The following is a 16,856-nucleotide window of genomic DNA, read 5'->3' on the forward strand; positions in this document are numbered from 1 at the left end:
CATCTTGCTTAACGTGTACACCAGATCACAAGGAGTGAGTTTTCAGATGCTGATAGAGACCGAGCCCGCCCCCAGCAGCGTGTCGATCTCGATCTGGAGCCGCCGCACCGCGGGCAGCAGCCGGTCGGCCTGGTGGGACGGCATGGAGAGGGCCACCGTGGCAGCCGTGCTGCCCAGCGTGAGGGGGATCGCGGCGCAGACCGTGCCCAGTGCGTACTCCTGACGCTCGATCACGGGCTGCATGCGTTTGGTCGATTCAAGACGGCGAATCAAGGTCTGATCGTCACGCACCGTGTACGGCGTGACGGATCGAACGGGGTAGCGGTCGAGGTGGTCCCTGCGCCCTTCCGTGTCGAGCTGGGACAGCAGACACTGGCCGACCGCGTGCGCGTGCCCCGTCTCCCGGAAGTCCGCCCATTCCTGGACCGCGGGATTGCCCGGGGTGTCGGCGACGCACTGGACCTCGATCTCCCCGCCTCGGTAGACCGCGTAGTAGATGGGAGCACCGATCGAATCGCGCCAGGTTCCCAGGGCATCGGCGATCGTGCTGCGACGTTTCTGCTGGGCGCCGCTGAGGCTCAGCCGCACGGCCGCCTCACCGAGGAAGAACAGCCCTTTCTCGCGGCGCAGATAACCCTCGTGCACCAGGGTGCGCAGCAGGTGGTACGCCGTGGGGAGAGCCAGCCCGGCCTCTCGGGCCAGTTGCTTCGCGGGAGCCCCGTGTCCGTGCCGCGCGACGGACTCCAAAAGACGCATCGCACGCTGCACCGAGCCGATGAGGGTGGTGGGGTGCGGCTCGGGGGCGGAAACCTTCGGTCCGAAGGGTGCGGTGTCAACCGTGGCCAAAGGTCACTCCCGAAACGCGAGGGGGCCGCCCGTGCGAGGGTGACACGAGAGGCTTCGGAACGTCGCTCCCGAGGATCAACCCCGCGACGAGTTCCGGACTTTAACCGTCTGCCACCGATCGCTGACGACATGCCTCGAAAACTTCGCCCACCCGAGGGAACCGACCGTTCCCTGCAGCGGTGCGGGCTTGCCGGACGGTGGGGTCCGGCAGTCCGCCTGTCCCTCGCGCCGCGCGTCTACCAGTCACTCCGCGACGAGGAGCCCGACATGAACTTCCGTACGACGTAGATCAGTCCACCGACCAGTGCCACGAAGAGCAGCAGCTTGAAGAGCAGGCCGATCACGAATCCGACGACACTCGCTATCAGGCCGCCGAAGACGACCAGAGCGATGACCGGCACCGCGACCCACTTAACCCACCACGGCATCCCCGCGAAGATCTCTCGCATCGCCCTGTTCCTTCTCTCTGCCCGTTTCCGAGTGCTGTTCCTGACCGCTCCCGCCGTGCCGGCGGGCCACGAATGTCCTGCCTCGATGCTAGGCGCGGCAGGGGTGCCCGCGGGGGCCTCGCACCCCTTGTCTGCCCCTGACCGTCCCCCTAGGGAACCCTGAGACGGATGTCAGCTCTCCGGCGGAGAGAAGACCACGACGACCCGCAGATCCTCGCTGATGTGATGGAACTTGTGAGCCACGCCCGCGGGCACGTACACGACGCTGCCGCGCGCCACCTGGGTCGTCTCCATGCCGACCGTGATCGCGGCACGGCCGCTGACGACGAGGTAGACCTCATCCTGGCGGTGGGGCTGCTGCGGGTCCTGTGTGCCCGCGTCCAGCGCGTACAGGCCGACCGACATGTTCTTCTCGCGCAGGAACTGGAGGTACGCGCCGTCGTTGGCGGCGCGCTCCGCCTCCAGTTCGTCCAGCCGGAATGCCTTCATCGCCGTTGTCCGCCCTTGCCCCGCTGCTCGTGATCGATCTCTTCTGTCACGATCAGACACATGAAGAATTTCGTAGTCAAGACGATCGCCAACGCGGGCGCCCTGGCGGTGGCCGTGTGGTTGCTCGACAAGATCACCCTGACCGGTGACAGCAAGGGCAAGGAGATCGGCACGCTGCTACTCGTCGCACTGCTCTTCGGTCTGGTGAACTTCCTGGTCAAGCCGGTCGTGCAGGTCCTCACCTTCCCCCTGTTCATCCTCACGCTGGGGCTGATCACGCTGGTGGTCAACGCCCTGATGCTGCTGCTCACCTCGTGGCTGGCGGACAAGCTCGACCTGAGTTTCCACGTCGACGGCTTCTGGACCGCCGTCCTGGGCGGCCTGATCATCTCGATCGTCTCCTGGGCCCTGAACGTCGTCCTGCCCGACGAGGACTGAGCGAACCGGATGCCCTATCGCGTGTGTTTCGTATGCACCGGCAACATATGCCGTTCCCCGATGGCCGAGTCCGTCTTCCGCGCGCGGGTGGCCGAGACGGGGCTCGATCATCTGGTCGAGGTGGACAGCGCGGGTACCGACGGCTGGCACGAGGGTGACGGCGCCGATCCGCGCACCGTCTCCGTACTGGAGACGAACGGCTACGACAGCGGCCGTGCGGCCCGCCGGTTCCGCCCCGACTGGTTCTCCCGGCTCGACCTGGTGATAGCGCTCGACGCCGGGCACCTCAGAGCCCTGCGCCGCCTCGCGCCGTCCCCGGCCGACGCCGAGAAGGTCCGGCTGCTGCGCTCGTACGACTCCGCCGCCGGCGCCGATCTCGACGTACCCGATCCCTATTACGGGGGGATGGACGGTTTCGAGGAGTGTCTTGAGATGGTGGAGGCGGCGAGCGCCGGACTGCTCGCCGCGGTACGCGAGCGAGTGGAGGAACGGGCGGCATGACGCATTCTTTCGAGGAAGCGGGTTCGGATTCTTTCGAGGAGAGGGATGCGGAGAGCGTGGGTGACGGCACCCGCGCCGTGCGGGCGGGGCTGCCCGAACCGGTCAAGCATGAGCCCACCCTGCCCGGCCCGGTCTTCGCCGCCCACTTCCACCTGCCGGGCGATCCCACCGGCCCCTACACCTACGGACGCGACGAGAACCCGACCTGGACCCACCTGGAGCGCGCCATCGGCGAGCTGGAGGCTCCGGGCCGGGACGGCGTCGAGACGCTCGTCTTCGCCTCCGGCATGGCCGCCATCTCGGCCGTCCTCTTCTCCCAGCTGAGCGCCGGTGACACGGTCGTGCTCCCCAACGACGGCTACCAAGCTCTGCCGCTCGTACGCGGCCAGCTGGAGGCGTACGGCATCGAGGTGCGCACGGCGCCGACCGGGGGCGATGCCCAGCTCGACGTCCTCGACGGGGCGAAGCTGCTGTGGATCGAGACCCCGTCGAATCCGGGGCTCGACGTGTGCGACGTGCGACGGCTGGTCGAGGCGGCCCACGCGCGCGGGGCCCTCGTCGCGGTCGACAACACCCTGGCGACGCCGCTCGGGCAACGGCCGCTGGAGCTCGGCGCGGACTTCTCCGTGGCCAGCGGCACCAAGCAGCTCACCGGGCACGGAGACGTCCTCCTGGGCTACGTCACGGGTGGCGACGGCTCGGCGATGGCCTCCGTACGGCGCTGGCGCAAGATCGTCGGGGCGATCCCGGGCCCCATGGAGGCCTGGCTGGCGCACCGCTCGCTGGCCACGCTGCAGATGCGCGTGGACCGGCAGAACGCGAGCGCCCAGGTGCTCGCCGAGATGCTGCGGGACTGGCCCGAGGAGCTCGGGGTCCGCTATCCCGGGCTGCCCGGCGACCCTTCGCACAAGCTCGCCGCACAGCAGATGAGGCGCTTCGGATGTGTGGTGTCGTTCACGCTGCCCACGCGCGCGCGTGCCGACCGTTTCCTCGACGCACTGCGGCTCGTGGACGACGCGACGAGCTTCGGCGGGGTGCGGTCGACCGCCGAACGGCGCGGGCGCTGGGGCGGCGACGCGGTCCCGGAGGGCTTCATCCGTTTCTCGGTCGGTGCCGAGGATCCGGAGGATCTGGTGGCGGATGTCCGACGGGCGCTCGACGAGTCCGCGACCTGAGTGCTTGCTGAGTGAACGGCCAGTAGCCGCGGTCGCCCGACGGACGGTCCGAGCCTCCCCCCTCGTGGCTCGGACCGCCCCGGTTCTCCGCGCGAAGAACCGCCCCAACAAGGCTAGTTGACTCTGTGTCAGTGTCCAATCACGGTAGCGACAGGGGGCTATCGACTTATTTATAGTTGGGGGCTTCCGGGAAGCTGGAGAGCGAAGGGAAGCCATGGATCTGGCCCTGCTGCGGACCTTTGTGACCGTGCACCGGGCCGGCTCCTTCACCCGGGCCGCCGCCCTGCTCGGCCTCTCCCAGCCGGCCGTCACCTCGCAGATCCGCACCCTCGAACGGCAGCTGGGGCGCCCCCTGTTCCTGCGCCAGGCCCGTGGAGTGACCCCCACCACCATCGGGGACGAACTCGCCCACAAGGCCGCTCCGCATCTCGACGCCCTCGTGGAGATCACCGAGACCGGCCTCGACGCGGACTCCTCCCTGCGCACACTCCATCTCGCCGGGCCGCCGGAGTTCACCGCCGAGCGTGCGCTGCCCGCGCTCACCGAGCTGATCGGCGACGACGGCCACGGCTTCGCGCTGCGGGCCTCCTTCGGCAATGCGGAGGAGACGCTGGAGGGGCTCGCTGCCGGGCATCATGATCTGGCCATCACCACGGCACGCCCTCGGGGGGCTCTACTCACCGCGACTCCGCTCTGCGACGAGGAACACGTGCTGGTCGCCGCCCCGCGCTGGGTCGCCCGCATCGGCTCCGACACGCTACGAGGCCGGGGCGCGCCCGTGCTGGAGAACCTGCCCGTGGTCGAGGTGCACGAGTCACTGCCGTTCATCGCCCGCTACTGGGCTTCCGTCTTCGATTCCCTGCCCGCCGCGTCGGGCACCGTCATCGTTCCCGACCTGAGGGCGGTGCTGGCCTGTGCCACCACCGGCGCGGGTCTCGCGGTTCTGCCGCGCTATCTGTGCGGACCCGCTCTGGAGCGGGGCGACGTAGTGGCGCTGAGCGAGCCACCGGTTCCCCCTCTTCGTACATACTTCCTGGTGGTACGGACCGGCACACTGGCCATGCCGCATATCGCGCGGGCCCACGAGTGGCTGATGCGTGCCGCTGCCGGCTGGTCGTGACGCAGATGCTTCGGCTGGTCCGGACGGCGATGTTTCACGTGGAACCAACCGGGCCACATTCCTCCCATGACCGACCGACCCGTGGTCAAGCGCACCGCTCGGGCCGTCCTGCTGGACGGCGACGACTTGATCCTGATCAAGCGGACCAAACCCGGCGTAGATCCCTACTGGGTGACACCCGGCGGCGGGGTCGAGCCCGAGGACACGACCGTCGTGGACGCGCTCCACCGTGAAGTGCACGAGGAACTCGGCGCCAAGATCACCGATGTCGTGCCGTGCTTCGTCGACACCGTCGAGCACATCGGCGAGGACAGCAGCTCCACGGGGGTGAAGGTGCAGCACTTTTTCGTCTGCCACCTTGAATCCATGGATCCCGCGCTCCGCCATGGCCCCGAGATCGAGGAACCCTGCGGCGACTACGAGATCGTGCGGATCCCCTTCACTCGCGTGGGCATCGCGTCCGTCCACCTCGTACCGCTGTCGCTGCGGCACTATCTCGACGGGAACATCGAGGGCGTACGGGCGATGCAGGCACCCGACCTCGGCTGAGCGGCCACGCGGGTTCGCGGTACGAGGTTCGCGCTTCGCGGTACGCGGTTCGCGGTACGCGGTTCGCCGTTCGCCGTTCGCCGTTCGCCGTTCGCCGTTCGATGCAGGATTCCGGCCCGGTTCGGTCCCTTTCGATGCGGTCCTGTGTCAGTCCCGGGCCGCGACCAGGTCTTCCACCGCGTCGTGACGGATACGCGCCGACGGGATACCGATGTCCCGGAGCGCGTCCACCCCGTTACGGATCATGCCGGGCGGCCCCGACAGGTAGGCGTCGTACTCGTCCCACGGGCCGTACTCGCGGACCGCGTCGGGCAGTTGCAGGTGCGCCTGCTGGTCGACGATGGGACGCACGGCGAGCCATGAGTGGCTCTGCTGGAGCCGGAGCATGGTGTCGATGTCGTACAGGTCGTGACCGGTGCGGGCCCCGTAGAAGACCTCGACCGGGCGTCGCTGCCCGTGCTCGGCAACGTCCTCGACCAGTGCCTTGATCGGCGCGATACCGGTGCCGCCGCCCAGGCAGAGCAGTCCGCTGTCGGTGGTGTGGTCGACGGTCATCGAGCCCGCGGGCGGGCCAAGCCTGACGGTGTCGCCGGGTCGGGCCCGGTGCACCAGTGCGCTGGAGACCCAGCCGGCCGGAACCGCCTTCACATGGAACGACAGCAGTCCGTCCGAGCGGGGGGCGGAGGCGAACGAGTAGTGCCGCCAGACGCGGGGCCACCACGGGGTCTCCAGGCTCGCGTACTGACCGGCGAGGAAGGGGTACGGCTGATCGGGGCGGACCGTGACGACAGCGACGTCCGGGGTCCTCAGCTCGTGCGAGACCACCTCGGCGTACCACCAGGCCGGCGCGCGCAGTTCGTCCGCGGCGGCGGCGTCGATCATGACCTGGGAGATCTTCGTGTACGCCCGGACCCAGGCCGCCTCGGTCTCCCCGTCCCAGGCCTCTTCGGCGAAGCGGCTGAGTGCGCCGAGGAGGCACTCCCCGACGGCGGGGTAGTGCTCAGGGCGCGTGCCGTACTTGCGGTGGCCGCGGCCGAGGTTCTGCAGATACGAGACCAGGACGTCGGTGTTGTCGATGTGCTCGGCCGCTGTCAGCAGAGCCTTGAGCAACCGGTCCCGCTGCGTGTCCATCGCGGCCGGGAAGAGGGGGCGCAGATCGGGATGGCGTACGAAGAGCAGCGCGTAGAAGTACGAGGTGACCTTGTCCGCGACGGGCGCCACCTCGGCCATGGTGCGGCGGATGAGGACGGCGTCCGGAGAGGCGGGCGTCGCGGGGGCCGGGGTGGCGGCAGCGGGCACGGAGTCCGGCGCGGGCGCGGAGCGCGCTGTGGGGACCGTGGGGGCTGCGACCGCCGTACGGGCGGTCGGCGGAGGCCCGTTGAGGGTCGCCGCGGGGGGTGTCACCGCGCGCGACGCCATCGGAGGCGCGGACGAGACGGCACGTGCGGTGCCTTCGCTTTCACCGGGGACGCGCTTGGGGCCGGAACCGGAGCCGGGGCCGAGGTCGGATCCAGGGCCGGGGCCAGTTCGGGCGGCGTCGGTTCGAACCGCACCGCTTCGATCTGCACCGCTTCGCTCGGCACCGGTTCGGTCCGTGTCCGGGCCGGCCTGCGCCTTGGGGGGTATTCGCCGCTGTGCCGGGCCGCCCGCTCCGGCCGCGGACCTGCCGACGGGCCTCAACGCGGCCAGGCGCCGCCCCTCGGTCGCCCCCTGCTCACCGCCCGCGGGCGGGTCCGGTGGCGTGTGCGGTGTGAACCAGCCGCCTCCGCCGCCACCCCCTGAAGTGCCGTTGTCGGCCGACGTGGTGGTCGGAGCGTCCATGCTGTGCCTCGCCTCGAACATCTTTCGGTCGGTCTGCGCACCTCCTCAATCGGAAGATGCCTGCTTTCCCCCGCAGACTGCTTGCTTCGCCCCGTTCCGTCCTGTCGGCCAATGCGCCCATATTGGACCGCGCCCTCGCACGCCGGAGACAAGAGAGCCAAGAATGTGACATTGGCCGCACTACAGCCATGTCGGAATCCCGCCCATTACCCCCGGCCCGGCCGCATAAGCGGACATGCGATTCTTCGATCCTTCTGTCCCGTTGGGCTGCATTGCCGCGTGATCGCCCCGACGGGATGTGCGGACACCTTGTCGGACACGAACCGGAGTCGACCATACCGGCCGCGGTCCGACACACAAGTCCCCGCTTCCTTACGTCAGGAATTGCGTGTGGACGTCTCATCAATTCTTTCAATTACCGGACAGGAGAAGCCATTTCACAGCGCGTACGCCGAGGCTGGTAGACAGGGGTACTCCCCCTGTCAGACGCGTCAGCCGCTCGCGCCCGGCACGGTGTTTCACGTGAAACTAAGCCGCCCGGCACGCCGGGCCAACCTCGTCGTCCATGTAGCCGCGTCCGCGTGCTGGCTCGGGCTCACGCTCGGGCTGCTCGCCCTGGGAATCACCGCGAACACCACCGGGTCCGCGGTGACCGTGGAAGCTTCCGTCCGCGCCATGAAGACCTTCACCGACTGGCTTCTGCTCCCCCTCGCGTTGCTTACACTCCTCACCGGCCTGGTGCTGTCCCTGGGCACACCGTGGGGGCTCGCGCGGCACCGGTGGGTCTACACCAAGTTCTGGCTGACGCTGGCCACCGTCACGGCCACGGTTCTGGCCCTGCGCCCCGGGGTCGACACCGCGGTCGCCGCGGTGTCGGACGGCGGACCGCTGCCCGACCCCGGTGACGTCCTGTTCGGACCGATCGTCTCGCTGACCGCGTATCTCTTCATGACGGTGATCTCAATTCTCAAACCCTGGGGTCTGACCCGGCGCGGGCAAAAGACCCGTACGGCCGCCCGCAAACCGGTGGACGTGACAGCCGCTCGTCGGACAGCCTGACCTGCGTGCCGACTCCTTCCCCCGCCGCTCTGCCCATTCGCCGTCTGACGCCTCGCGATCTCTCCGCCTGCGCCGACCTCTCAGAGAACCGGGGCTGGCCCCGTGAAGAACACAAGTGGGGTCTGCTGCTCGCGGCCGGCACGGGTTACGGCATCGACGACCCCTCAGGCGGCCTTGTCTCCGCCTGTGTCGTGACCGCCTACGGGCCTCGGGAACAGCCGGATCTGACGGCCATCGGCATGGTGCTGGTCGCCGAGCGGTACGCCCGCCAGGGCATCGGGCGCCGTCTCATGCGCCATGTGGTGGCCGAACTCGCGACCACTCCGGTGACCCTGCACGCCACTCCGTACGGGCGTCCGCTGTACGAAGAACTGGGCTTCAAGACCATCGGGCGCGCCGAGATGGTCCGTGGCCGCTTCCGACCTCTGGGTCCGGAGCCCGAGGTGGCCACGCGTGCGGCCAGGGCCGAGGACCTCGCCCCGATCCTCCGCCTCGACGAGGAGGTCTTCGGCGCGGACCGGACGCACATGATCACGCGGCTGCCCGCCTTCTCCGACCACCTGCGCGTCGCCGAGGAGGACGGCCGGATCATCGGGTACGCCGCCGCCTGGCCCAACATGGACACCCATGTCGTCGGCCCGTTGATCGCCCGGGACACGGAGACGGCCAAGGCACTCATCGCCTCGCTCGCCTCCCTGACCGACCGTCCACTGCGCACGGACGTCGATGTGCGTCATGAGGACCTGCTGGGGTGGGTCAAGGAGCGCGGGCTCGCCCCTCTCAGCTTCAACGCCGTCATGACCTACGGGATCGGGGAGTTGCCCGGCGACTGGAGGCGGCGCTTCGCTCCGCTCACCGTGGCAGCGGGCTGAGCCGGAGCGACGACGGATGAACCGGACGAACCGCCCGCTCAGGGATGAGCGGGCGGTTCGCTGATACGGGACGCTCGGAGCGTCGGTCCTTCTAGGCGAGGGTCTGCACCGCGGCGGCGGCGAAGCCGTGATCCTGCTCGGGCGCCCCGCCGCCGACACCGATCGCGCCGATCAGCCGGCCGTCACGGTGGACCGGCACACCTCCGGCGATGAACAGGAGCGGACGGTCGAGCGCGGTCGGCAGGGTGTGGAAGAGCCCTCCGGGCTGGACTGCTTCGACGAGGTCCGCGGTGGGAGTGCCGAGCTGCAGTGCGGTGTAGGCCTTGCGGGTGCTGGTCTCGCCCGAGATCAGGACGGCGCGGTCGTCCCGCCGGAAGGCGAGCAGGTGGCCGCCCGCGTCGAGGACCGTGACGCTGACCCTGACGTCCGCCGCCTCCGCGGCGCGACGGGCTGCCGTGACGAGCGCCTCGGCGTCCTGGATGGTCAGCGGGGTGACGGTGGTGGTGCTCATGAGGGGTCTCTCTCCTTGCGGGGTGGTGCGGTGTGGGGGATTGCGGGCGACGCCGAGTTGTGGACGACGCTCAGTGGTGGACGACGGTCTGCTGCTGCACGGAGTGCGCCTGTTCCGTCTTCGCGGTGACCGGGTCCGCCGCGGGAGCAGGAGCCGCGCGGCGCTCCAGTGTGGCCGAGAGGACGGCGAGCAGCAGGGCGGCGGCGGCCAGGACGGCGCCGACCCAGTTGGGGGCGGTGTAGCCGAGGCCGGCCGCGATCACGACGCCGCCGAGCCAGGCCGAGAGGGCGTTGCCGAGGTTGAAGGCACCGATGTTCACGGCGGAGGCGAGTGTCGGAGCGCCGTGCGCCTGGTCGAGCACCCGCTTCTGCAGCGGCGGAACGGTGGCGAACCCGAGGGCTCCGATCAGCGTGATGGTCACGGCCGCCGCGATCTTGTTGTGCGCGGTGAAGGTGAACAGGGCGAGCACGACCGCGAGGGCGCCCAGTGACACGCAGAGCATCGGCATCAGGGCACGGTCGGCGAACCTGCCGCCGACGAGGTTGCCTCCGACCATGCCGAGGCCGAAGAGGACGAGCAGCCAGGTGACGGAGCCGTCGGCGTAACCGGTGACGTTGGTCATCATCGGTGCGATGTAGGTGATCGCCGCGAAGACTCCGCCGAAGCCGAGCACGGTCATCGCCATGGCGAGCAGGACCTGGACGTTCTTGAAGGCGGCCAGCTCGTGACGGAGTCGCACGCCTTCCGGCTTGGGCATGTCGGGCACCAGCCTGGCGATGCCGGCCAGGCCGAGGACGCCCAGCGCGGCGACGACCGTGAAGGTCACGCGCCAGCCGGCGGACTGCCCGATGAGGGTGCCCAGCGGTACGCCGACGACGTTGGCGACGGTCAGGCCGGTGAATATCATCGCGATGGCGCCGGCCTTCTTGTCCGGCGCGACCAGGTCGGCCGCGACGACCGATCCGATGCCGAAGAAGGCGCCGTGCGCGAGCGAGGCGATCACGCGTCCGATCAGCATGAGGGTGAAAGTGGGGGCGACCGCGGAGATCAGGTTGCCGACGATGAAGAGTCCCATCAGCAGCATCAGCATCCGCTTGCGGGACACCTTGGTGCCGAGCACCGTCATGAGGGGCGCGCCGAACATGACTCCGAGCGCGTAGCCCGTCACCAGGAAGCCCGCGGTGGGGATGGAGACACCGAAGTCACCGGCGACCTCGGGCAGCAAGCCCATGATCACGAACTCGGTGGTTCCGATTCCGAAGGCCCCGATCGCGAGGGCCAGAAGCGCGAGAGGCATGGGGGACGACCTTCCCAGAAGATTGCAGGAGCGCTTTACGTGCGTTGACAATAGTTGCAGACGCGGGCTAAGTGCAAGCGCAGGATATTGCGGACGTGCCCTATCCTGGGATCAGCCGCTCCGGGACGGAGGAAATGCCATGACAGCGACGGACCCCGCACTCACCGCTCTCGCCCAGGGCTGGTGCGCCCTCTCCCTGCTGCACGGGAGGATCGAGGCGCACATCGAACGGGCCCTGCAGACGCGGCACGGCCTGAGCGTGCGCGAGTACTCGCTCCTCGACGTCCTCAGCCGCCAGCACGACGGCGACGGCGGGCATCTGCAGATGAAGCAGGTCGCCGACGCGGTCGTCCTCAGCCAGAGCGCCACCACACGCCTGGTGACCCGGCTGGAGGACCGTGGCCTGCTCTCGCGCTACCTGTGCCCCACCGACCGCCGTGGCATCTACACGAACGTCAGCGAGGCGGGCCTCAAGCTCCTTGAGGAGGCTCGGCCCACCAACGACACGGCCCTGCGGGAAGCTCTGGACGAGGCGGCCAGGAACCCCGAGCTGGCTCCGCTGGTGCGCGCCGTCGAGTCGGCGGGCCTGCCCGCGCCCGCCTAGGCGCATCGACCGCGGACGCGGACGCGCCGTCCTCGTGCTCCATAGGCTGACGCCATGGGAGATCTTGAGATACGCCCCGCCGTCGCCGACGACATCCCCGCGATCGTCGCGATGCTCGCCGACGACCCGCTGGGCTCGCAGCGTGAGTCACCGGACGACCTGACGCCGTACCTGGCCGCGCTGGAACGCCTCAGCAACGATCCGAACCAGCACGCGGTCGTCGCGGTGCGGGAGGGTCGAGTCGTCGGCACCCTCCAGTTGACGATCATTCCGGGGCTGTCCCGCAAGGGAGCGACCCGCTCGATCATCGAAGCCGTGCGCGTCCACGCCGACGAGCGGGGCAGCGGTCTGGGCACCCGTTTCATCGAGTGGGCCGTGGACCGTTCCCGCAGCGAGGGCTGCCAGTTGGTACAGCTGACCTCGGACGCCACTCGGACGGATGCGCACCGGTTCTACGAGCGTCTCGGCTTCACGGCCTCGCACGTCGGGTTCAAACTGCAGCTCTGAGGGCCGCACCGGCGAAATCGGGATATGGATCATGACGTTCACCTCATGCGGAGGGGCGTCGTGTTCACGTGAAGCGACGCCCCTCCACGTCACATCCATGCACCACGGCCAGGAAGCACCGAGGAAGCAGTCGGCGGGACGGCTACTTGATCCCGCGCCACCCCTCGGGGTCTACTCCACCCGGGACCGGAGCGCCCTCACCGTACGGCTGACGCGTGAACACGAACGAGCCGAGGTCCAGGTGGGTCACCGACCCGTCAGGCCCTTCAACGGCCCGTAGAAGCTCGCCGGCGTAATAGCCGTCGAGCCCGGTCCAGGTCCCGTCGCTCCGGACCCGGAAACGCGAGCGTCGGCCGTTGCCCGCCAGGGGCCCGAGCGTGACGTCCCCGTCGGAGGTGAGACGCAGCGCGAACGGGTGCGTCCCCCAGTACCAGGGCCCGGCCAACTCCAGTACGGACCGGTCGACTTCGGGCAACGGCCGCCACGGCTCGGGAAGCCGGGGCTCGGCCTCCGCGACGATACGCACGAGGTCGGCCGCGACCGTCGCCACCGGCGGACCCGATGTGCAGTTCGCGAGCACGACGGCGGCGAGATCGTCCTCGACGCTGATCATGAGGCCGGCGAGAAAGCCCGGCAGGGAACCGCCGTGCCCCACCAGAGTCCGGCCGTCCCGATACTGAACCTGCATACCGAGCCCGTACGCGGCACCGGCCGCCACCTCCTCCGGTTCGGCCGGCGCGGCGGGTGTACGCATCTCCCGTACGGACTCCGCGCTCAGCACCCGCTCGTCGCCCCGCGCCAGGAAGACGGCGAAGCGCGCCAGATCGCCGGTGGTCGACCAGAGCTGACCGGCCGGCGCCATCAGTCCGAGGTCCTCGGCCGGTTCGGTAAGCATGACGTCCGCCCAGGGATGCACCGCCCAGCCGCCCGCATGAGGTGCGTGCGGCTGTCCGCTCGTCCGGCGCAGTCCCAGCGGTTCGAGCACCTCGCTGCGCAGTACCTCCTCCCAGGGGGCACCCCGCAGCTCCTCGATCAACGCGCCCAGCAGGGTGTAGCCGGGGTTCGAGTAGTGGAACCGCCGCCCGACCGGATGCCGGTACGGCTGCTCGCCAAGGACGTCGGCGAGTCCGGGACGCAGCGCCCCGGGGGTGCGCTCCCACCAGGGACCGGGTGACTCGGCGGCCAATCCGGCGGTGTGCGCGAGGAGTTCGGCGATCGTCGCCTCCCCCGCGCCGGTGCCCGGCAGGTGCTTCTCCAGCGGATCGCCCAGGTCGAGCAGGCCCTCGTCGCGTAGCCGCAGGACCAGGACGGCCGTGAAGGTCTTGGTGATCGAACCGATGCGGTACTGCACGTTCTCGTCGGGTCCGTGCCCGTCCACCGAGGTGCGGGACCCGTGCCACACCGTGTCCCGGCCCCGCACCACGGCCGCGACCAACGACGGCGCACGCCCCTGCGCCTGGGCGGTGGCGATTCTGTGCAGCAGGGCCCGGCGCGTGGCGGGAAGCAGTTCTTCCGCGGATGTCGTCGTCATGCCCCCAGTCCACCCGCCCCGAGGTCCCGCGTCGAGCGCATTTGTCCGCGCCCCGGCCCTCACCAGGCTTGCCGGAGGGTTCTGCCTCGCGGTCGTGTCACTTCTCATGGCTCCGAAACGTAGCGCCTCTCATTCCGCAGCCACGAGAATCAGCTCCGCCCGCATTGGGGCTCCGTGATTCAGAGCGTCTTGATGGCGCCACCGTCGATGACGTGGTCGGCACCAGTGATGTTGCCCGCGACGTCGGAGAGAAGGAACGCGATCAAGGCCGCCACTTCTTCGGGTTCGGTGACGCGGCCGGTAGTGATGTTGAACGCTTCCGGGATCTGCTGAAGGAACGCGGCATGCTCCGCCCGAGTGTGGCCAGGGCCGCCTTGGCGGCACTGTAGGCGACCGGGGCGGCGGCGGGCAGCCGTGAGTTGATGGACGAGACGTTGACGATCGACCCACGGCGCTCGATCAGGCTCGGGAGAGCCGCGCGGGCGGCACGGACGGCACTGAGCAGGTTGAGGTCGAGGATGCGGGTCCATTGGGTGTCGTCGGTGTCGAGGAAGCCGATGGGCTCCACGTCGTCCCCGGCTCCGACGTTGTTCACCAGCAGGTCGATGCCGCCCAACTCGGTGAGGGCACTGTCCATGAGAGTGGCGACGCTTTCGGCGGAGCTCAGGTCGGCCGACACCGGTAGGCGCCGGTTTCCTTCAACTCCGGCGTAATGGTGCGGGCGGCGCCGACGACGCGTACGCCTTCGGCCGTGAGAGTCCGGACGGTGGCGAGCCCGATGCCCCGACTGGTACCGGTGACGACGGCCGTCTTGGCGGTGAGATTGAGCCGCATGACGCTCCAGTTCTTGAACTCTAAGTACAAAATATGGGCAGTGGACACTCCAGACGGAGCGAGTGCCGCGGTGCGGGCTAGAGAGATCCGGGCTAGAGAGATCCGGGTGAGAAAGATCCGGGTGAGAAAGATTCGGGTGAGAGAGAGTCGACCGTCGCGTCGATCACTTGGACAAGCAGATCAGGGCTTTCGGCAATGCGCGCCATGAGCCGCAGCCCTACGACCGTGTTCAGCAGCAGGCTCCCCAGGGCTGCGGGATCACGTTCCGGTGCGATCTCTCCCGAGCGTTGCCCCTCTTCGATCAGCGCACGGAAGGCGTCCTCGGTTCGGGCGAACATGCGCTGGACGAGTTCGGTCGCCACCTGGTCCGTGGCGGCGAGTTCCGCCGCCGTGTTCACGGCCATGCAACCCCGACGGTCCGGGTCGGCGAGGTCCGTCTCGACAAGGAACCCCAGCGCCTTGCGCAGACGCGCCTTGACCGGCCCGGGCTCCTCCAACATCGCGATGAGGCCGACGGCCTGGCCGTCGCGATAGCGGCGAAGCGCCCGCTCGAACAGGTCGTGTTTACTACCGAAGGTGTTGTAGAGGCTGCCCTTGACCCGGCACAGGCGGAGATCAGGTCTGTGCCATGTCCACGAAGCGGGAGTAGTGGCCCTGGAAGGCGACCGTGATGGTGGCCGTCGGGCCGTTACGGTGCTTGCCCACGATGATGTCGGCCTCGCCCGCGCGCGGCGACTCCTTCTCGTAGGCGTCCTCCCGGTGCAACAGGATCACCATGTCCGCGTCCTGCTCGATGGAACCGGATTCACGGAGGTCGGAGACCATCGGCTTCTTGTCCGTGCGCTGCTCGGGGCCACGATTCAGCTGGGACAGCGCGATGACGGGCAGCTCCAGCTCCTTGGCCAGCAGCTTCAGATTTCGCGACATGTCCGAGACTTCCTGCTGCCTGCTCTCGGAGCGCCCCTTGCCGCCCGACTGCATCAGCTGCAGATAGTCGATGATGACGAGCTTCAGGTCGGCACGCTGCTTGAGGCGGCGGCACTTGGCCCGGATCTCCATCATCGACAGGTTCGGGGAGTCGTCGATGTAGAGGGGAGCAGCCGAGACGTCCGGCATCCGGCGGGCGAGCCGGGTCCAGTCCTCGTCCGTCATCGTGCCGGAACGCATGTGGTGCAGAGCCACCCGCGCCTCGGCGGACAGCAGACGCATGGCGATCTCGTTGCGGCCCATTTCGAGCGAGAAGATCACGCTCGGCATGTTGTGCTTGATCGAGCAGGCTCTGGCGAAGTCCAGTGCCAGCGTCGACTTACCCATCGCGGGACGGGCCGCGATGATGATCATCTGACCGGGATGCAGACCGTTCGTCAGCTGGTCGAGGTCGGTGAAGCCGGTCGGCACACCGGTCATCTCGCCGGAGCGCGAACCGATCGCCTCGATCTCGTCGAGCGCGCCCTCCATGATGTCGCCGAGCGGCAGGTAGTCCTCGGTCGTGCGCTGCTCGGTGACCGCGTAGATCTCGGCCTGGGCGCTGTTGACGATCTCGTCCACGTCGCCGTCGGCCGCGTAACCCATCTGCGTGATGCGCGTACCCGCCTCGACCAGTCGGCGCAGGACCGCACGCTCGTGGACGATCTCCGCGTAGTACTCGGCATTGGCCGCCGTCGGGACCGTCTGGACCAGGGTGTGCAGATACGACGCGCCGCCGACCTTGGTGATCTCGCCGCGCTTGGTCAGTTCGGCGGCGACCGTGATCGGGTCGGCCGGCTCACCCTTGGCGTAGAGGTCGAGGATCGCGCCGTAAACGGTCTCGTGCGCGGGCCGGTAGAAGTCGTGACCCTTGAGCACCTCGACCACGTCGGCGATCGCGTCCTTCGAGAGCAGCATGCCGCCGAGGACGGACTGCTCGGCGTCCAGGTCCTGTGGGGGCACTCGCTCGAAGGACGATCCCCCGCCGTCCCAGCCACCGCTGTCCGAACCGCGGTCGTGCTGGTCCTCCCTGCCTCGGCCGCCACCGTCGCGGCGCTGTCGGGAGGCGGGCAGACGATCACTGGGACCGCTGTCGGCCCACGGGTCGTCCAAGGGCTCGGAAATACTCACCGGGCCACCTCCTCCCGTCCGCCGAGCGGACCTCGCCGTGCCCTCTATTCCTACGGCACGACACTGACAAATAAGACGCCCAACTCCGGTTCTGACGCGTCGGTTTTGCGAGGTTTCCGAGGACGGAGGAGGGAGAGGGTGCCGCACCACGGTAGG

Annotated in this window: 18 protein-coding genes and 1 pseudogene; 9 read left to right on the plus strand and 10 right to left on the minus strand. The window is 68.9% G+C overall.

Annotated features, from left to right (window positions below; translation table 11 throughout):
- Positions 1–42: 42 nt before the first annotated feature.
- The 3 genes from K3769_RS22305 to K3769_RS22315 all read right to left on the minus strand — a co-directional run bounded on the left by K3769_RS22305 (position 43) and on the right by K3769_RS22315 (position 1,784).
- On the minus strand, positions 43–846 hold the full coding sequence (locus K3769_RS22305; protein WP_267028138.1) for an IclR family transcriptional regulator: 804 nt from the start codon (positions 844–846) through the stop codon (positions 43–45).
- 236 nt (positions 847–1,082) lie between these two features.
- Complete coding sequence (locus K3769_RS22310; RefSeq protein ID WP_189771436.1) at positions 1,083–1,295, minus strand: DUF5326 family protein; 213 nt, start codon at positions 1,293–1,295, stop codon at positions 1,083–1,085.
- Between the two features lie 171 nt (positions 1,296–1,466).
- Positions 1,467–1,784 (minus strand): cupin domain-containing protein, encoded by a 318-nt coding sequence (locus K3769_RS22315; RefSeq protein ID WP_210881421.1) that lies wholly within the window; start codon positions 1,782–1,784, stop codon positions 1,467–1,469.
- Between the two features lie 60 nt (positions 1,785–1,844).
- Between K3769_RS22315 and K3769_RS22320 the strand changes: the two genes are divergently transcribed.
- From K3769_RS22320 to K3769_RS22340, 5 genes are all read left to right on the plus strand, one after another.
- Positions 1,845–2,222 carry a phage holin family protein gene (locus tag K3769_RS22320; protein ID WP_267028139.1) on the plus strand — a complete coding sequence of 126 codons (378 nt, stop codon included), beginning with the start codon at positions 1,845–1,847 and terminating at the stop codon, positions 2,220–2,222.
- 9 nt (positions 2,223–2,231) lie between these two features.
- Positions 2,232–2,723, plus strand: coding sequence for a low molecular weight protein-tyrosine-phosphatase (locus K3769_RS22325; RefSeq protein WP_267028140.1), 492 nt, complete (start codon positions 2,232–2,234; stop codon positions 2,721–2,723).
- Positions 2,720–3,898 (plus strand): cystathionine gamma-lyase, encoded by a 1,179-nt coding sequence (locus tag K3769_RS22330; protein WP_267028141.1) that lies wholly within the window; start codon positions 2,720–2,722, stop codon positions 3,896–3,898. The genes K3769_RS22325 and K3769_RS22330 overlap by 4 nt, the downstream gene beginning before the upstream one ends.
- Positions 3,899–4,112: 214 nt before the next feature.
- Positions 4,113–5,018 carry a LysR family transcriptional regulator gene (locus K3769_RS22335; protein WP_267028142.1) on the plus strand — a complete coding sequence of 302 codons (906 nt, stop codon included), beginning with the start codon at positions 4,113–4,115 and terminating at the stop codon, positions 5,016–5,018.
- A 66-nt stretch (positions 5,019–5,084) separates the two neighbouring features.
- Entirely contained in the window at positions 5,085–5,567 is a 483-nt protein-coding gene (locus K3769_RS22340) for an NUDIX domain-containing protein (RefSeq protein WP_267028143.1), read from the plus strand.
- A gap of 147 nt (positions 5,568–5,714) precedes the next feature.
- Here the strand turns inward: K3769_RS22340 and K3769_RS22345 are convergent, their stop codons facing one another.
- Complete coding sequence (locus K3769_RS22345; RefSeq protein ID WP_372515005.1) at positions 5,715–7,388, minus strand: globin domain-containing protein; 1,674 nt, start codon at positions 7,386–7,388, stop codon at positions 5,715–5,717.
- A gap of 522 nt (positions 7,389–7,910) precedes the next feature.
- Here K3769_RS22345 and K3769_RS22350 point away from each other — a divergent pair.
- Positions 7,911–8,447: a DUF2269 family protein gene (locus tag K3769_RS22350; protein WP_267028145.1), complete on the plus strand. Its 537-nt coding sequence runs from the start codon at positions 7,911–7,913 to the stop codon at positions 8,445–8,447.
- A 5-nt stretch (positions 8,448–8,452) separates the two neighbouring features.
- Positions 8,453–9,319: a GNAT family N-acetyltransferase gene (locus tag K3769_RS22355; RefSeq protein WP_267028146.1), complete on the plus strand. Its 867-nt coding sequence runs from the start codon at positions 8,453–8,455 to the stop codon at positions 9,317–9,319.
- A gap of 91 nt (positions 9,320–9,410) precedes the next feature.
- On the opposite strand, the gene K3769_RS22360 is transcribed toward K3769_RS22355, so the two are convergent.
- Positions 9,411–9,830, minus strand: coding sequence for a GlcG/HbpS family heme-binding protein (locus tag K3769_RS22360; RefSeq protein ID WP_267028147.1), 420 nt, complete (start codon positions 9,828–9,830; stop codon positions 9,411–9,413).
- Positions 9,831–9,900: 70 nt separating this feature from the next.
- The gene (locus K3769_RS22365) at positions 9,901–11,127 is read right to left on the minus strand and encodes an MFS transporter (protein ID WP_267028148.1); all 1,227 of its coding nucleotides are present in this window, start codon (positions 11,125–11,127) and stop codon (positions 9,901–9,903) included.
- A 139-nt stretch (positions 11,128–11,266) separates the two neighbouring features.
- Between K3769_RS22365 and K3769_RS22370 the strand changes: the two genes are divergently transcribed.
- On the plus strand, positions 11,267–11,731 hold the full coding sequence (locus K3769_RS22370) for a MarR family winged helix-turn-helix transcriptional regulator (protein ID WP_267028149.1): 465 nt from the start codon (positions 11,267–11,269) through the stop codon (positions 11,729–11,731).
- 54 nt (positions 11,732–11,785) lie between these two features.
- Complete coding sequence (locus K3769_RS22375) at positions 11,786–12,238, plus strand: GNAT family N-acetyltransferase (RefSeq protein WP_267028150.1); 453 nt, start codon at positions 11,786–11,788, stop codon at positions 12,236–12,238.
- Between the two features lie 142 nt (positions 12,239–12,380).
- On the opposite strand, the gene K3769_RS22380 is transcribed toward K3769_RS22375, so the two are convergent.
- From K3769_RS22380 to dnaB, 4 genes and pseudogenes are all read right to left on the minus strand, one after another.
- A complete protein-coding gene (locus K3769_RS22380; protein ID WP_267028151.1) occupies positions 12,381–13,769 on the minus strand; it encodes a serine hydrolase domain-containing protein in 1,389 nt (462 codons plus the stop codon).
- A gap of 179 nt (positions 13,770–13,948) precedes the next feature.
- A pseudogene (locus K3769_RS22385) lies at positions 13,949–14,603 on the minus strand (SDR family oxidoreductase).
- Positions 14,604–14,695: 92 nt separating this feature from the next.
- The gene (locus tag K3769_RS22390) at positions 14,696–15,103 is read right to left on the minus strand and encodes a TetR family transcriptional regulator C-terminal domain-containing protein (protein WP_267028152.1); all 408 of its coding nucleotides are present in this window, start codon (positions 15,101–15,103) and stop codon (positions 14,696–14,698) included.
- Positions 15,104–15,218: 115 nt separating this feature from the next.
- Positions 15,219–16,700, minus strand: coding sequence for a replicative DNA helicase (gene dnaB / locus K3769_RS22395; protein ID WP_267028153.1), 1,482 nt, complete (start codon positions 16,698–16,700; stop codon positions 15,219–15,221).
- Positions 16,701–16,856 lie beyond the last annotated feature (156 nt).

The sequence above is a fragment of the Streptomyces ortus genome (assembly GCF_026341275.1).
GTDB classification, from domain to species: Bacteria; Actinomycetota; Actinomycetes; order Streptomycetales; family Streptomycetaceae; genus Streptomyces; species Streptomyces ortus.